This window comes from Streptomyces sp. NPDC051320 (assembly GCF_040682175.1).
GTDB lineage: Bacteria > Actinomycetota > Actinomycetes > Streptomycetales > Streptomycetaceae > Streptomyces.
On sequence record NZ_JBFBAL010000001.1, the window covers coordinates 377,808 to 393,490 of the forward strand.

General features: G+C 68.6%; 15 protein-coding genes. All 15 read right to left on the reverse strand.

Annotation, left to right across the window (positions count from 1 at the left end; genetic code table 11):
• Window positions 1–96 precede the first annotated feature (96 nt).
• The gene (locus AB0M87_RS01685; protein WP_365849246.1) at window positions 97–912 is read right to left on the reverse strand and encodes a F0F1 ATP synthase subunit delta; all 816 of its coding nucleotides are present in this window, start codon (window positions 910–912) and stop codon (window positions 97–99) included.
• Entirely contained in the window at window positions 909–1,454 is a 546-nt protein-coding gene (locus tag AB0M87_RS01690) for a F0F1 ATP synthase subunit B (protein ID WP_365849864.1), read from the reverse strand. The genes AB0M87_RS01685 and AB0M87_RS01690 overlap by 4 nt, the downstream gene beginning before the upstream one ends.
• Window positions 1,455–1,499: 45 nt before the next feature.
• On the reverse strand, window positions 1,500–1,745 hold the full coding sequence (gene atpE, locus AB0M87_RS01695; protein ID WP_365849248.1) for an ATP synthase F0 subunit C: 246 nt from the start codon (window positions 1,743–1,745) through the stop codon (window positions 1,500–1,502).
• A 73-nt stretch (window positions 1,746–1,818) separates the two neighbouring features.
• Window positions 1,819–2,625, reverse strand: a complete 807-nt coding sequence (gene atpB / locus AB0M87_RS01700) for a F0F1 ATP synthase subunit A (RefSeq protein WP_365849249.1) — start codon at window positions 2,623–2,625, stop codon at window positions 1,819–1,821.
• A gap of 322 nt (window positions 2,626–2,947) precedes the next feature.
• The gene (locus AB0M87_RS01705; protein ID WP_365849251.1) at window positions 2,948–3,391 is read right to left on the reverse strand and encodes a hypothetical protein; all 444 of its coding nucleotides are present in this window, start codon (window positions 3,389–3,391) and stop codon (window positions 2,948–2,950) included.
• 311 nt (window positions 3,392–3,702) lie between these two features.
• Window positions 3,703–5,115, reverse strand: coding sequence for an MraY family glycosyltransferase (locus tag AB0M87_RS01710; RefSeq protein ID WP_365849252.1), 1,413 nt, complete (start codon window positions 5,113–5,115; stop codon window positions 3,703–3,705).
• A 129-nt stretch (window positions 5,116–5,244) separates the two neighbouring features.
• Window positions 5,245–6,486, reverse strand: coding sequence for a serine hydroxymethyltransferase (gene glyA / locus AB0M87_RS01715; RefSeq protein WP_365849254.1), 1,242 nt, complete (start codon window positions 6,484–6,486; stop codon window positions 5,245–5,247).
• Window positions 6,487–6,619: 133 nt separating this feature from the next.
• A complete protein-coding gene (locus AB0M87_RS01720; RefSeq protein WP_365849255.1) occupies window positions 6,620–7,267 on the reverse strand; it encodes a protein-tyrosine-phosphatase in 648 nt (215 codons plus the stop codon).
• On the reverse strand, window positions 7,264–7,911 hold the full coding sequence (locus AB0M87_RS01725; protein WP_365849256.1) for an L-threonylcarbamoyladenylate synthase: 648 nt from the start codon (window positions 7,909–7,911) through the stop codon (window positions 7,264–7,266). Before AB0M87_RS01725 ends, AB0M87_RS01720 begins: the two co-directional genes overlap by 4 nt.
• A gap of 53 nt (window positions 7,912–7,964) precedes the next feature.
• Window positions 7,965–8,810: a peptide chain release factor N(5)-glutamine methyltransferase gene (gene prmC / locus AB0M87_RS01730; RefSeq protein ID WP_365849258.1), complete on the reverse strand. Its 846-nt coding sequence runs from the start codon at window positions 8,808–8,810 to the stop codon at window positions 7,965–7,967.
• Between the two features lie 25 nt (window positions 8,811–8,835).
• Entirely contained in the window at window positions 8,836–9,915 is a 1,080-nt protein-coding gene (gene prfA / locus AB0M87_RS01735) for a peptide chain release factor 1 (protein WP_365849259.1), read from the reverse strand.
• Between the two features lie 131 nt (window positions 9,916–10,046).
• Window positions 10,047–10,274, reverse strand: a complete 228-nt coding sequence (gene rpmE, locus AB0M87_RS01740; protein ID WP_365849261.1) for a 50S ribosomal protein L31 — start codon at window positions 10,272–10,274, stop codon at window positions 10,047–10,049.
• A gap of 244 nt (window positions 10,275–10,518) precedes the next feature.
• Window positions 10,519–11,622, reverse strand: a complete 1,104-nt coding sequence (locus tag AB0M87_RS01745; protein ID WP_365849262.1) for an LCP family protein — start codon at window positions 11,620–11,622, stop codon at window positions 10,519–10,521.
• A 351-nt stretch (window positions 11,623–11,973) separates the two neighbouring features.
• Entirely contained in the window at window positions 11,974–14,130 is a 2,157-nt protein-coding gene (gene rho, locus AB0M87_RS01750; protein ID WP_365849263.1) for a transcription termination factor Rho, read from the reverse strand.
• Between the two features lie 350 nt (window positions 14,131–14,480).
• Window positions 14,481–15,398: a homoserine kinase gene (gene thrB / locus AB0M87_RS01755; RefSeq protein WP_365849264.1), complete on the reverse strand. Its 918-nt coding sequence runs from the start codon at window positions 15,396–15,398 to the stop codon at window positions 14,481–14,483.
• Window positions 15,399–15,683 lie beyond the last annotated feature (285 nt).

A 15,683-nucleotide genomic window follows, 5' to 3' on the forward strand; every position in this document is an offset into this window, starting at 1 on the left:
GGGCCCCCAGCAATCTTCTGCAATTTCTGCACGGCCCAACCGGGCCGCTGTTCTTGCTCTGCTTGTTCTGCGTACGGCTTGTTCTGCGTGCGGCCGTCAGCCGGCCAGCCGCCGGGACGCCTCGTCGAGACGTTCGGCGATCGTGCCGTTGATGACCTCTTCGCCGACCCGCACCGAGATCCCGCCGAGGACCTCGGGGTCCACATCCAGGTTCAGGTGCATCTGGCGGCCGTACAGCTTGGCCAGCGCGGCGCCGAGACGCTGCTTCTGCCCGTCGGTGAGCGGCACCGCCGAAGTGACGACGGCGACGACACGATCCCGGCGAGCGGCAGCGAGCCTGGACAGGGTCTGCAGACCCGCTTCCAGGCTACGTCCCCTGGGGTGTGTCACAAGACGCACCACCAGACGCTCGGTGACCGGGTTGGCCCGGCCGCCGAGCAGGCTGCGCAGCAGCTCGCTCTTGGCTGTGACGGTCGCCGCACGGTCGGTGAGCGCGGCGCGCAGAGCGGTGCTGGACTCGACGATCCGGCCGAACCGGAACAGTTCGTCCTCGACGTCGTCGAGTGCACCGGCCTGCTGGGCCGCGGTCAGATCGGCGGTGGCTGCGAGCTCCTCCACCGAGTCGACCAGGTCGCGCGAATTCGACCAGCGGGAACGGACCATGCCGGAGACCAGATCGACGGCGGGGCCGTCCACCTGTCCGGACAGCAGCCGTCCCACCAGCTCGGCCTTGGCCTCGCCCTCGCGCGCCGGCTCGGTGAGGACCCGGCGCAGGGTCACCTCGCGGTCGAGCAGCGCGGTGACATCGGCCAGCTGGTCCGCGAGCTGCGTGGCGTCGACCGACGAAGTGTCGGTCAGCGCCTCAAGACGCTCACGTGCGGCGGCCAGCGCCTCGCGGCTCGCTCCGTTCATCGCGTGGCCTCGGCCTTCGAAGCGCTGTCCTCGAGGTCGTCGAGGAAGCGGTCGACCGTACGGCTCTGCCTGGCGTGGTCCTCGAGGGACTCGCCGACGAGCTTTCCGGCCAGCTCGGTGGCGAGCTTGCCCACGTCCTGACGGAGCGCGGCGGCCGTGGCCTTGCGGTCCGTCTCGATCTGGGCGTGACCGGCGGCGACGATCTCCTCGCGCTGCCGCTGACCTTCGGCCCGCATCTCCTCGATGATCGCGGCACCCTGCTCGGTCGCGTCCTGGCGGAGGCGTGCGGCCTCGTGCCTGGCCTCGGCGAGCTGGGCCTTGTACTGCTCGAGCGTCTGGGTCGCCTCGGCCTGTGCCTCGGCTGCCCTTTCCAGGCCGCCCTCGATCGCGTCCTGCCGCTCGTTCAGAGTCTTCTGGATATTCGGCAGAAGCTTCTTTCCGAGGAAGCCGAAGACGATGAAGAAGCAGAGCAGGCCGACGATCAGTTCCGCCGTCGCGGGGATGAGAGGGTTCTCGGAGCCCCCCTCCGCCAGGAAGAGCATCATGTCCGAACCTTTCGTCGAATGTGGCTACCGGTCGGCTTCAGATCACTTGCTGAAGACAAAGGGAACGACCAGACCGAGCAGCGCGAGCACCTCACAGAGGGCGAAGCCCAGGAACATGTTGGTGCGGATGATCGGCATGGCCTCGGGCTGACGGGCCATGGCCTCGATGGAGTGGCCGAAGACGACGCCGATGCCGATGCCGGGGCCGATCGCGGCGAGACCATAGGCGATGGCGCCCATGCGGCCGGGGACGGTGGAAGCGGCGAGGTTAACAAGGTCGGCAGACATTTTCCGGTCTTCCTATGTGATGCGGTCCGTTGGGGGGATTCCCAGCGGAAGGGCAGTGGGACGGGCAGACGGGTCAGTGACCCTCTTCGAGTGCTCCGCCGATGTAGATGGAGGCGAGCAGCGTGAAGATATAGGCCTGGAGGAACTGGATCAGTACTTCCAGGGCGGTCATGAGGAGCGCCAGCACGAACGAGCTGCCGGCGACGAGGGACATGAGCGAAGGGGTCAGCAGGTACCAGCTGGCCACACTGAACATCACGATCAGCATGTGGCCCGCGAACATGTTGGCCCACAGTCGGACCGCGAGAGTGAACGGCCGCAGAATGACGTTCTGCAGGAACTCCAGGAGCACGACGAGCGGCGCCACGGGCTTGGGAATCCCGTCCAGCCACACCAGGTTCTTGACGCCGCCGGCGAAGCCGTGCTTCTTGAACGTCAGGAACATGTACGTGACCCACACCAGGAGGGCCAGCACCACCGGGTACGCGAAGCGCGCCGTGGAGGGGAACTGCGCCACCGGGATGATGGACATCAGGTTCATGATCCACACGAAGAAGAAGATCGACGTGAGGAAGGGGACGTACTTGTCGCCCTTCTTACCGATCACTTCCCGCGCGATGCTGCGGGCCACAAAGGTGTAGCCGATCTCGCCGACCAGCTGCAGCTTCCCGGGAACCAGCTTCGGCTTGTTGAACGCGGCCCAGAAGAAACCGACCACGAGCACCATGCAGATGATCGCGAGGAGCATCGGCTTGGTGAAGTCGAAGCTGCCGATGCTGAAGATCGGCTTGAAGTCGAACGAGTGGAGGCCCGGCGCCGGGAAGGCACAGTCCGCATTGATGTGGCACCCGCTTTCAGCGAGCAGCGTTTGGGCACTCACCCGTGACTCCTTCGTCGTGACGCATAAGTAACGGCAACCTTGTGTGTCAGCGCGGCTGGTAGGGCCGCTTTTCGGCACTGGGAACGTGGTGGTGTGGCGGTGCCGCCGCGGTCCACTGGAAGCATCCGCCGAGGACCGGGCATCCCGGTTTCCGCGCCGTGTGCACAGCTGCCGGGCCGAGTACGCCGCCGGTCGTGAGGGCTGCGCCCTCCTCCACCCATCGGGCGGGAGGGGCCCCCACCGGAAGCGATTCCGGACGATAGCAGATCGGGACGAACCCCCTTTAGGCGCCCCCTACACCGTCCCCCCTGGCACCACATGATCAGGACTCCGACTTCGCCAGGTCCGCTGCTCCCTCGGCGGGGACGGAGGGCTCAGGGTCCACATAGAGCATGCGGCTCGTGAGGCTGTGGCGAATCTGACCTCCCACCCAGGCGAGTGCGGTGACCAGCAAAGTAAGGGCGAAGGCCCGGCCGTTGAACAGGGTCGTGTGACCGAAGACGATGACGAAGACACCGATGAGCAGGATCTGCACGGCGTAGACCAGCAGTCCGGCCGTCATCGCGACCTGGGGCTTGTCCCGGGTGAGACGCATCAGGGCAGCGAACCCGGCCACGAAGAAGACACCGACGACGGCCAGCGCAACCAGCCCGCCGATCAGGCCCTTCTCGCCGGCGACGAGCGCGCTGACAACGGTGGCCACAATGCCGATGGGGGCGGCGATGATCGTCGAGCCCCGGAGAATCCGGGCGTCGTTGGACGGCATGCGAACAGCTCCAGCAGGAGTTGGGGGGTGGATATGCATGTAGTGACTGACGGTGACTCGTCGATGGTCTTACGTCGATCAAGAGAGTAGCGCCGGGAGATGCGCCGGGAGACATCTGCACCTCGGTCCGAAAGACCGTCCTACCAAGGTCTTTCGGTGCTTCAACCGGTGGTAGTGAACGCTATCACAAACTATTTGATGAGGTCTTTACCATGGAAGTGTGCCGCCCGTCACACATGAGAGTTACTGCGCGCGTCTGTGCACAGAACCGGGGTGGTTTGCCTGCTATTGGCGTTCGTTGAGCGAAATGCTCACCGAGTGGTTCCGGCCTTGCGCCGCTCCGGGGCATGTGAACGGCGGCCAATTGCCGTCGCTCCGTTGACGCCTGCCGGAATAGGATTTTTACCGGCTTCGTCACCAGATGTGGCAGAAGTAACAGATGGCGAACTTGTACGGCTTGAATGGTCTTCGCCGGAATTATCCGAATTGACGGATTCAGCGTCCCTATGCCGGCTCGTGTCCTTTTCCGGTTCGTTCCCGTCCGCATCAGTGCGCCTCAGCCGCCGGTAGCGAGGCGGTACGAAAGCCTCCGCCCAGCGCGGGGTGCGCGGGGTGAAGCGCGGCAGCAGCAACAGGGCCAGACCCACCGCGCTCAGCGCGACCACCACCAGCACGATCCAGGTGGACGCCGAACGCACCGAGTACGCGAGGGTGCCGAAAGCGAAGAGGGCCGACCAGAAGTACATGATCAGCACCGCCCTGCTGTGCGAGTGGCCGATCTCCAGGAGCCGGTGGTGCAGGTGCCCCCGGTCCGCGGCGAAGGGCGACTGCCCCTTCCAGGTGCGCCGGACGATCGCGAGCACCAGATCCGCGAACGGGATCGCGATGATCGTCAGCGGCATCAGCAGCGGGATGAAGACGGGGAGCATCGCGTGCGTGGCGTCACGCACACCGCCGAAGTTCAGCTTCATCGCGTCGGGATCGACCTGCCCGGTCACCGAGATCGCACCGGCGGCGAGCACCAGGCCGATCATCATCGATCCGGAGTCCCCCATGAAGATCCGGGCCGGATGCATGTTGTGCGGCAGGAAACCCAGGCACATGCCCATCAGCACGGCCGCGAACAGGGTCGCCGGGGCGGCGGCCTCGATGCCGTAGCCGTACCAGATCCGGTACGCGTACATGAAGAACGCGGCGGCCGCGATGCAGACCATGCCGGCCGCGAGCCCGTCCAGACCGTCCACGAAGTTGACCGCGTTGATGGTGATCACCACGAGCGCGACGGTCAGCAGCGTGCCCTGCCAGGGGGTCAGGGAGACGGTGCCGATGCCGGGGATGGGCAGCCACAGGATCGTCAGGCCCTGCATCACCATCACGCCGGCGGCGATCATCTGGCCGCCGAGTTTGATCAGGGCGTCGATCTCGAACTTGTCGTCCAGCACACCGATGACCCAGATCAGGCCGGCACCGGAGAGCAGCGCGCGTGGTTCGTTGGACATCGTGAAGACACTGCCGACGTTCGTCAGGTGGTCGGCGACCAGCAGACCCGCGCAGAGACCGCCGAACATGGCGATACCACCGAGCCGCGGTGTCGGTTCCCGGTGCACGTCGCGTGCCCGGATCTCCGGCATCGCCCCGATCACGATGGCGAACTTGCGCACCGGCCCGGTCAGTAGATACGTCACCGCGGCCGTGACGCAGAGCGTCAGCAAGTATTCACGCACGGGCTGCCCCACAGATATAGCCGACCATCTCAGCCCCACACCTTAGACGGTCCGGCAGACGGGGAGCCGAGTCGCGGTGCATACAGTGAAGGACACAGGGGTAGGCAGGATGGTTGCACAGGTAGCGCTCTACCCCGAATTGGGTGGAAACCTCCGGGCGAGATTGCGCACTTCTTCACGGGTCCCCGGCTCCTCGCGCAGCGCCGCCGTGCACAGCGAGGCGATCTCGGCCATCTGCGCCGTCGCCATGCCCTGGGTGGTCACGGCGGCCGTACCGAGCCGCAGGCCGCGCTCGTCACCGTACGGGAGCGGGCAGGTGTCCAGCACGATTCCGGCGGCGGCCAGCCGGGCCCGGGCGGCCGGGCCGTCGATGCCCAGCGCGGCCGGGTCCGCGGCGATCAGGTGGGTGTCGGTGCCGCCGGTGGTGATGACGAACCCCTCATCGGCCAGCGCCGCCGCGAGCGCCCGGGCGTTGTCGACCACCTGATGGGCGTACGCCGCGAAGTCCGGCCGTGCCGCCTCGCCGAAGGCGACCGCCTTCGCCGCGACCGTGTGCATCTGGGCACCACCCTGAGTGAAGGGGAACACCGCCCGGTCGATGCGGTCCGCGAGCGCCGCCCCGCAGAGGATCAGCCCGCCGCGCGGACCGCGCAGCACCTTGTGGGTGGTGGCGCAGACGACATCCGCGTACGGCACCGGGCTGGGGGCCGCGCCTCCCGCGATCAGGCCCATCGGGTGGGCGGCGTCCGCGATCAGATAGGCGCCGGTCTCGTCGGCGATGGCCCGGAACCGCGCGTAGTCCGGATGGCGGGGGTAGGAGATCGACCCGCAGACGATGGCCCGGGGCCGGTGCTTCCTGGCGAGGGCCCGCACCTGGTCGTAGTCGATGAGCCCGCTCTCGGCGTCCACCCCGTACCCCACGAAGTCGAACCACCGCCCCGAGAAGTTGGCCGGCGACCCGTGGGTGAGATGGCCGCCGTGCGCGAGTCCCATCGCCAGTACCGCGTCGCCCGGTCGCAGAAGGGCCGCGTATGCCGCCAGAACGGCCGAAGATCCCGAGTGGGCCTGCACATTCGCGTGCTCGGCTCCGAAGAGCTCTGTGGCCCGTTCACAGGCGATCCGCTCGGCGACGTCCACCAGCTCGCAGCCGCCGTGGTAGCGGGTGCCCGGATAGCCCTCGGCGTACTTGTTGGCCAGCGGCGATCCGAGCGCCGCGAGCACGGCCGGCGAGGTGAAGTTCTCGGCTGCGATCAACTGCAGCGAGGTCGCCTGCCGCTCCCCCTCACCGAGGATGACATCGGCCATCTCCGGATCCTGCCTGCGCAGGTCATCGAGGCCGGGCGGACTGGGTGAGGTGGTGGTGACCGGCATCATGGGCTCCTCGGCGTCGGAACCAATGTATGACCGGGGCGCGGAATCCGCCTGACGTCGGCGGGGCTACCGCTGGGGGAGATGGAGGACCCGGGTCCGGGGCGGAGCCCCGGCAAAGCCCGCGCGGTCCACGTCACCGCCCCGCCGCCACCCCCGTGAGCGCCGTCACCACGGGATCCAGTGCCTGATTGATCTCGTCGCCGATCGAGCGGAAGAAGGTGATCGGCGCCCCGTACGGGTCGTTCACCTCGTCCGCCTCGACGGTGGGCGCCAGCAGCCACCCCCGCAGCGCCGCGGCGGCCCGCACCAGTGCCCGGGCCCGCTCCACGACGCCGTCGTCGAGTGGGTCCGGCAGGGTCGCGGGGTCTATGGCGCGCACCAGCCGGGTGAACTCCTTGAGCGTGAAGGTCCGCAGGCCTGCGGAGTGCCCCATCGAGATGACCTGGGCCCGGTGGTCCCGCGTCGCGGTCAGCACCAGGTCCGCCCGGATCACATGGTCGTCGAGCAGCTCGCGGCCGAGGAAGCCGCCGGCGTCCGCCCCGTAGTCCGCCAGCACGGTCGCCGCGTTGGCCTCCATCGGCGCGCCCTCGTGTCCCCAGGTGCCCGCGCTCTCCACGATCAGGCCGCCGGTCAGCCGGGTGCCGAGACGGTGGTCGAGGGCATGGCGGGTCAGCCGCTCGGTGATCGGCGAGCGGCAGACGTTGCCGGTGCTGACGTGGAGGATCCTGAACGTGCCGCCGGAAGCGGTCGTACGTGTGCCACGCCCCTCAGGGGCTGTCAATTGGCCACCTCGAGGTCGGGTACCACCTTGCGCAGCTCCTCGGCCGAGAGGGCACCGGCTCGCAGGAGGACCGGCACGGTACCGGTGACGTCGACGATCGAGGACGGCACGATGCCCGGGGTCGGGCCGCCGTCCAGATACACCGAGACGGAGTCCCCGAGCATTTCCTGGGCGGCGTCGCAGTCCTCCGGCGCCGGGTGGCCCGTCAGGTTGGCGCTGGAGACGGCCATCGGGCCGACCTCGGTGAGCAGCTCGATGGCGACCGGGTGCAGCGGCATCCGTACGGCGACCGTGCCCCGGGTGTCCCCCAGGTCCCACTGCAGGGACGGCTGGTGCTTGGCGACCAGGGTGAGCGCGCCGGGCCAGAAGGCGTCGACGAGCTCCCAGGCCTGCTCGGAGAAGTCGGTGATCAGGCCGTGCAGGGTGTTCGGCGAGCCGATGAGGACAGGGGTGGGCATGTTGCGGCCGCGTCCCTTCGCTTCCAGCAGATCGACGACGCCCTCGGTGCTGAACGCGTCGGCCCCGATGCCGTACACGGTGTCCGTGGGGAGCACGACGAGCTCGCCGCGGCGGACGGCGGAGGCGGCTTCACGCAGACCGGTGGTGCGGTCGGTCGCGTCGTTGGTGTCGTATCGCCGTGCCATTTAGCGAGCCTCCTCGAGAACAAAATCCTGCTGTGGAACCACTGCTGCGTCCGTCACGGCATCGCCTTGCGGGCGGTCGCGAAACGGGGCCGGTTGTTGAGATCGGGGTGGTCGGCCGCGTCGGCCCAGCCACGCTCCTCGGTGAAGATCCACGGGACCTGACCGCCCTGGGTGTCCGCGTGCTCGATGACGACGACGCCACCGGGCACCAGCAGGCGGTGCGCGGTCCGCTCGATCCCGCGGATCGTGTCGAGGCCGTCCTCGCCGGAGAAGAGAGCCATCTCCGGGTCGTGGTCACGGGCCTCGGGGGCGACGTACTCCCACTCGGTGAGCGGGATGTACGGCGGGTTGGAGATGACCAGGTTCACCTGGCCGTCGAGTTCGGGGAGTGCGCTGAGCGCGTCGCCCTGGTGGACGGTGACCCTGGATCCCTCGGCGTTCTTGCGGGTCCAGCGCAGCGCGTCGTCGGACAGCTCCACGGCGTGTACCCGGGAGCGCGGCACCTCCTGGGCCATGGCCAGTGCGATGGCGCCGGAGCCCGTGCAGAGGTCGACGATCAGCGGCTCGACCACGTCCATCGCGCGCACCGCGTCTATCGCCCAGCCGACCACCGACTCCGTCTCCGGACGGGGCACGAAGACGCCGGGGCCGACCTGGAGCTCCAGGTAGCGGAAGAAGGCACGCCCGGTGATGTGCTGAAGCGGCTCGCGGGCCTCCCGGCGGGCGATGGCCTCCCAGTAACGGGCGTCGAAGTCGGCGTCCTTGACGTTGTGCAGCTCGCCCCGCTTGACACCGTGCACGAAGGCGGCGAGCTCCTCCGCGTCGAAGCGCGGGGAGGGCACGCCGGCGTCGGCCAGCCGCTGGGTGGCCTGGGCCACCTCGGCGAGCAGCAGGTTCATGCGGATCTCCAGTACGGGCCGGCTACTACTGGGCGGCGGCGAGCTTGGCCGCGGAGTCCGCGTCCACACACGCCTGGATCACTGCGTCCAGGTCGCCGTCGAGCACCTGGTCCAAGTTGTACGCCTTGAAGCCGACCCGGTGGTCGGAGATGCGGTTTTCCGGGAAGTTGTACGTCCGGATCTTCTCGGACCGGTCGACGGTGCGGACCTGGCTGCGGCGTACGTCGGAGGCTTCCTGCTCGGCCGCTTCCTGCGCGGCGGCGAGCAGCCGGGAGCGCAGGATACGCATGGCCTGCTCCTTGTTCTGGAGCTGGCTCTTCTCGTTCTGGCAGGAGGCGACCACACCGGTCGGCAGGTGCGTGATGCGGACCGCGGAGTCGGTGGTGTTGACGGACTGGCCGCCGGGGCCCGACGAACGGTAGACGTCGATACGGAGATCGTTGGCATGGATCTCGACGTCGACCTCCTCCGCCTCGGGCGTCACCAGCACGCCGGCCGCGGAGGTGTGGATGCGGCCCTGCGACTCGGTGGACGGCACCCGCTGCACCCGGTGCACCCCGCCCTCGTACTTCAGTCGCGCCCAGACGCCCTGGCCCGGTTCGGTGGCGCCGTTGCCGCCCTTGGTCTTCACCGCGACCTGGACGTCCTTGTAGCCGCCCAGTTCGGACTCGGTGGCGTCGATGATCTCGGTCTTCCAGCCGACCCGCTCGGCGTACCGCAGATACATCCGCAGCAGGTCGCCGGCGAACAGCGCCGATTCGTCGCCGCCCGCGCCCGCCTTGACCTCGAGCAGCACGTCCTTGTCGTCGCTGGGGTCGCGCGGGACGAGCAGCAGCCGCAGCTTCTCGGTGAGTTCCTCGCGCTGCTTCTCCAGCACCTTCACCTCGGCGGCGAAGTCGGGATCGTCGGCGGAGAGTTCGCGGGCCGTCTCGATGTCGTCGCCGGTCTGCTTCCAGGTCCGGAAGGTGGAGACGATCGGGGTGAGCTCGGCGTAGCGCTTGTTGAGCTTGCGCGCGTTGGCCTGGTCGGCGTGCACCGACGGGTCTGCGAGCTGCTTCTCGAGATCGGCGTGCTCGCCGATCAGGTCCTCGACCGCCTCGAACATCGGGGGCTCCTGGGGTGGGGTCTCCCCTGCTCAGTGAGAGCTTGGGAAAGTACGTCAAAGGGCTGCTGGACGGCAAAGCGCCGGTCCGGTCGCTCCGGAAAGGAGCGACCGAGGACCGGCGCAGTGGCTCGCTACTTGGCGGCGGAGCCTGCAGCCTTCTTGCCGAAGCGGGCCTCGAAGCGGGCCACCCGGCCACCGGTGTCGAGGATCTTCTGCTTGCCGGTGTAGAACGGGTGGCACTCGGAGCAGACCTCGGCGCGGATGGCGCCTTCGGAGAGGGTGCTGTGCGTGGTGAACGAGGCACCGCAGGTGCAGCTGACCTGGGTCTCGAAGTACTCGGGGTGGATCTCGCGCTTCAAGGTGTCTCCTAGTTTCGGGAGGGCGCCGGGTCGTGGGGACGGAGTTGTCCGACACGTGAACCGGGGCCGACGGACCAGTCTGCCAGGACCGGGCCGTGCTTCAAAATTCCAGCCGATGTCCAGAACCGTGACCGGGCCCGGTCTATTCCGGGCCCGGCCCGCCCGCTGCGCCGGCGGCTTCCGCGACGGCTTGCCGAGGGCTTCCCGCAGGCTTCGCGTATCGGCTACAGCGGGCTACGGCTCGTTACGAACTGGTGACCACCTTGCTCGCTCCGCCCTGGTCGCCCGCCGAACCCTTGGTCGCTGAGGCGGGGATCGGCTTGTCCTGCTTGAGCGCGGTCCACACCTGCCGGGCCTTCGCCTCCAGCGGGATCACCCGGTTGAGGTCGGCCGGGTCGTACTCCACCGGCATCGTCACCATGTTGGTGGAGCCCGCCCCGATGCCCTTCAGCCCGTTCGCGAAACTCATCAGGCTGTTGACCGAGTTGATGCCGGAGTCCGCGGTGACCGTCTTCGTCGCGGTGTCGGCGAGGTTGTACAGCTTCTTGGGGCTGGTGAAGACCCCCACGTGCTTGACCCGGTTGATCAGCGCCTTGATGAACGCCTGCTGGAGCTGGATGCGTCCGAGGTCGCTGCCGTCGCCGACACCGTGCCGCGTCCGTACGAGTCCGAGCGCCTGCGTGCCGTTGAGCGTGTGGCTGCCGGCGGCGAGGGTCAGATGGCTCTTGTCGTCGTTGATCGCCTTGCTGGTGGTGACCGGTATGCCGCCCAGATCGTCGATGAGCTTCTGGAACCCGGAGAAGTCGACCTCGAGGTAGTGGTCCATGCGGATCCCGGACATCTGCTCGACGGTCTTCACCGCGCAGGCCGGGCCGCCGCTCTCGTACGCCGTGTTGAACATGGCCTGGTGCGCTCCGGAGACCGTGCCGCCCTTGGAGTCGGTGCAGTCGGGGCGGTCGATCAGGGTGTCGCGCGGGATGGAGACGACGCTGGCCTTCTTGTGGCCCTGGTAGACGTGGACGACCATCGCGGTGTCCGAGCGGGCGCCGCCCTCGTCCTTGCCGTACTTGGAGTTGGCGCCGGCCCGGGAGTCGGAGCCGAGGACCAGGATGTCCATGGAGCCGTTGTCGACGTTACGGGGGCGGTCCTTGCCCAGCTGCGCGTTGATGTCGACGCTCTTGAGGTTGCCGTCGAGCTTGAAGTAGAGGAATCCGAGCCCGCCGCCGCCGAGGACGACGACTCCTGCTGCCGCCCATGCGGTGATGGTCAGCGTCTTGCGGCGTGCGGAGGCCTTCCGGCGGCGCTTGCCGCTGCCCCGTATTCGGCTGCCCTTCTGCGGCTCACCCATGTGTCCTCCAGCTTCTCGTGGTCCCGACTGCCCCCTGCCGTGTAGTTGAGGCACGGTGATGCAGGCCGTCACTGGGGTGACGACGCAATTCGGAAAAGCGTTGCACAGCGGGATGTGGTTCCGGTCGGGAGCCTGGTCGCCGGATGCGACACTCACCTTCGCCGAAATGCTGCTCCGACCTGGTGTTTTAACCAGAGACGCAGGGATGGTGCCGACCGGTTCCGAAGAAACGGGTGTGGCAAAGGTCTCGGCCGGCCCCGGGCGTGCCCGCGCACAGCAGACCGGCCCGCCCCGTCACTTCCGTGACGGGGCGGGCCGGTCTGCTACTGCTCCTGGTCCTGCTGCGGAAGGTCAGTCGTTGCCGTTGCCCGGCGAAGGCGTGGTCTTCGCGATCTGCATCAGGAACTCGGCGTTCGACTTGGTCTTCTTCATCTTGTCCAGCAGCAGCTCGATCGCCTGCTGCGAGTCGAGCGCGTGCAGCACCCGGCGCAGCTTCCAAACGATGGCCAGCTCCTCGGAGTTGAGGAGGATCTCTTCCTTACGCGTACCGGACGGGTCGACGTCCACCGAGGGGAAGATGCGCTTGTCGGCGAGCTTGCGGTCGAGCTTGAGCTCCATGTTGCCGGTGCCCTTGAACTCCTCGAAGATCACCTCGTCCATGCGCGAACCGGTCTCGACCAGCGCGGTGGCGAGGATGGTCAGCGAGCCGCCGTCCTCGATGTTGCGCGCGGCACCGAAGAAGCGCTTCGGCGGGTAGAGGGCGGTCGAGTCGACACCACCGGACAGGATGCGCCCGGAGGCCGGGGCCGCCAGGTTGTACGCACGGCCCAGGCGGGTGATCGAGTCGAGCAGCACGACCACGTCGTGACCCAGCTCGACGAGACGCTTGGCGCGCTCGATGGCCAGCTCGGCGACGGTCGTGTGGTCCTCGGCGGGGCGGTCGAAGGTCGAGGAGATGACCTCGCCCTTCACCGACCGCTGCATGTCGGTGACTTCCTCCGGACGCTCGTCCACGAGGACGACCATCAGGTGGCACTCGGGGTTGTTGACCGTGATCGCGTTGGCGATGGCCTGCATGATCATGGTCTTACCGGTCTTCGGCGGGGCCACGATCAGACCACGCTGGCCCTTGCCGATCGGTGCGACCAGGTCGATGATCCGCGTCGTCAGTACGCCCGGGTCGGTCTCCAGGCGGAGCCGGTCCTGCGGGTACAGCGGGGTCAGCTTCTGGAACTCGGGGCGGCCACGGCCGGATTCGGCCGCCATGCCGTTCGCCGAGTCGAGGCGGACCAGCGCGTTGAACTTCTCGCGGCGCTCGCCGTCCTTGGGCTGGCGGACGGCGCCGGTGACGTGGTCACCCTTGCGCAGGCCGTTCTTACGGACCTGGGCGAGCGAGACGTAGACGTCGTTCGGTCCCGGCAGGTAACCGGAGGTCCGGATGAAGGCGTAGTTGTCCAGGATGTCGAGGATGCCCGCGACCGGGATCAGCACATCGTCGTCCGCCACCTGCGGCGCCTCGCCGAACTCGTCACGGCCACGACGGCCACGACGGTCGCGGTAACGGCCGCGGCGACCGCGCCGACCGCCGTCGAAGTCGTCGTCGTTCTCGTCGGCGCGCGGGCCGCTGCCCTGGCGCTGCGGGCGCTGGCCGCCGCCCTGCTGCTCGTCGCCACCCTTGCCACCGCGGTCACGGCGGTTGCCGCGCTCGCCACGCTCCTGGCGGTCACCACGGTCCTGGCGGTCACCACGGTCCTGGCGGTCACCACGGTCCTGGCGGTCGCCACGCTCCTGGCGGTCGCCACGCTCCTGGCGGTCGCCACGCTCCTGACGGTCACCACGCTCCTGACGGTCACCACGGTCCTGACGGTCGCCACGCTCCTGGCGGTCACCACGGTCACGGCGCTGGCCGCGGTCCTGACGGTCACCACGACGGCCCTCGGCCGTGTCGGTGGCGGTCTCGGCCTTGGCGTCGGCCGGGGCCTCGGTCTTCACCTCGGTGGCGGTGGCGGCGGGGCTCTCCGCCTTCGTCTCGGCCCTGGTGGCCTCGGCGGCGGGCGCGGCCTCGGGGCTGCCCGCCTGCGCGGTGGCCCGACGGCGACGGCGCTCGCCGGCCGGTTGGTCGTCACTCGCCGGCTGGCCGGGAATGTCGATCTGCTGCTGAGCTGCGGTGGTCTCCGCAGCCGCGGGCTCATCACCCGTACGGGCCTTGGAGGTGGCGCGGCGCTTCGGCTTGGCCTCTGCGGGCGCGGCGGCCGGGGCGCTCTTCGGCGCGGAAGAACCGGCCTGCGCCTCCTTGATGACCTCGATCAGCTGGCTCTTGCGCATGCGCGCGGTGCCCCTGATGCCGAGGCCGGACGCGACCTGCTGCAGCTCGGCCAGGACCATGCCGTCGAGGCCGGTGCCGGAGCGGCGGCGCCGTGCGGTACTGCCGGTGGCAGCACCGGCGGCGGACGTGGCGTCGACAGTGTTGTCGGCAGTCACGCCCATCAGATCGGTGGTGTCGCTCACGAAGGGTCCTTCCCTGGAGCGGACGTCGGCCTGTCTGGCGCGGCGACCGGTTGTGCTGTCCGGCTGTGGTTCGTGGTCCTTCGGATCTCGAACCGTGTCCGGGGCGGTGGTCCGCCGGGTACGGCGGAAGGCAAAACGTGCTGGGGGTCCGGCAGAGGCCGGTTTCCGGAGCGTGCTCGAAACTGCTCAGGCAGGCTGCTCAGGCAGTCGGGGAGGCTCCCGGAAGAAAATGCGGTCCCTGATGGGGACACGAAGCACCGCGTCGCAAGGACGTCGAGTGCTGACTTGAGGTTAACACTACCGGATCCAACAAATATTCCCCCTCTCGTTCACCGGCAATCGGGCGCTCCCTAGGTGCCCAGTGGCAGAACGCTCGCTCCGGAGGCGTCGAGCGGCAGCCGGTTGGCCGCCCACCCTTCGCCGGCCAGCCGTGCGACCTTGTCGGCCGCACCGTTCTCGACCAGCGCGAGGACCGTGGGGCCCGCGCCGGAGATGACCGCGGGCACGCCGTCCGCCCGCAGTCGGTTGACCAGGGTCACGCTCTCCGGCATCGCCGGTGCACGGTACTCCTGGTGGATTCGGTCCTCGGTGGCGGCGAACAGCAGCTCGGGGCGCCGGGTGAGGGCCTCGACGAGCAGCGCCGCACGGCCCGCGTTGACCGCGGCGTCCACATGCGGCACGGTCCGCGGCAGGAGTCCCCGCGCGGTCTCGGTGAGTACCGGCCGGCTGGGGACGAAAACCACCGGAACGATGGAATCGGCGGGTTCCATCCTGATGGCCCGGGCCGCTCCGCCGTCGGTCCAGGCGAGCGTGAATCCGCCGAGCAGACAGGCGGCGACGTTGTCCGGGTGCCCCTCGATCTCGGTGGCAAGCTCGAGAAGGGCCGCGTCATCCATTTTCTCGGCCCCGCCTATGGTCACCGCCCGAGCGGCGACGATACCGGCGCAGATCGCGGCCGACGAGGAACCGAGGCCACGGCCGTGCGGGATGCGGTTGGCGCAGACGACCTCGAGGCCGCGCGGCTGCCCGCCGAGCAGGTCGAAGGCGGTGCGCAGGGACCGTACGAGGAGGTGGCTCTCGCCCCGCGGGAGCGTCTCTCCGCCTTCACCTGCGATGTCGACATGCAGACCGGAGTCGGCGACCCGGACGACGACGTCGTCGTACAGCCCCAGCGACAGGCCGAAGGCATCGAAGCCCGGACCGAGGTTGGCGCTGGAGGCAGGCGTGCGCACCCGGACGGCGGCGGCACGGAAAGCGGGACCGGCCATCGCTCTGACGACTCTCCTTGTGAGACTGCAAGTCCTGTTTCGACTGCGAAATGTGTGGCTGCGGGATTCTGTGGCTGCGGATCGTGTGGCTGAGTGCCCCCCCGGGCCCCGGACCGGACCACCCTACGAGCTTATGGGGGGTCGTCACGACAACAACACCACAGCCTGTTCGGCGGGGTGGGTTGAGTACAGCTTATCGAAGGAAGGTTCTCCTGCGACATAGGGCGCACAGGAGGCGCACGATGCGTGTCGCGCGCCACCTGTGCTTCTTTCAACCAAACCGGG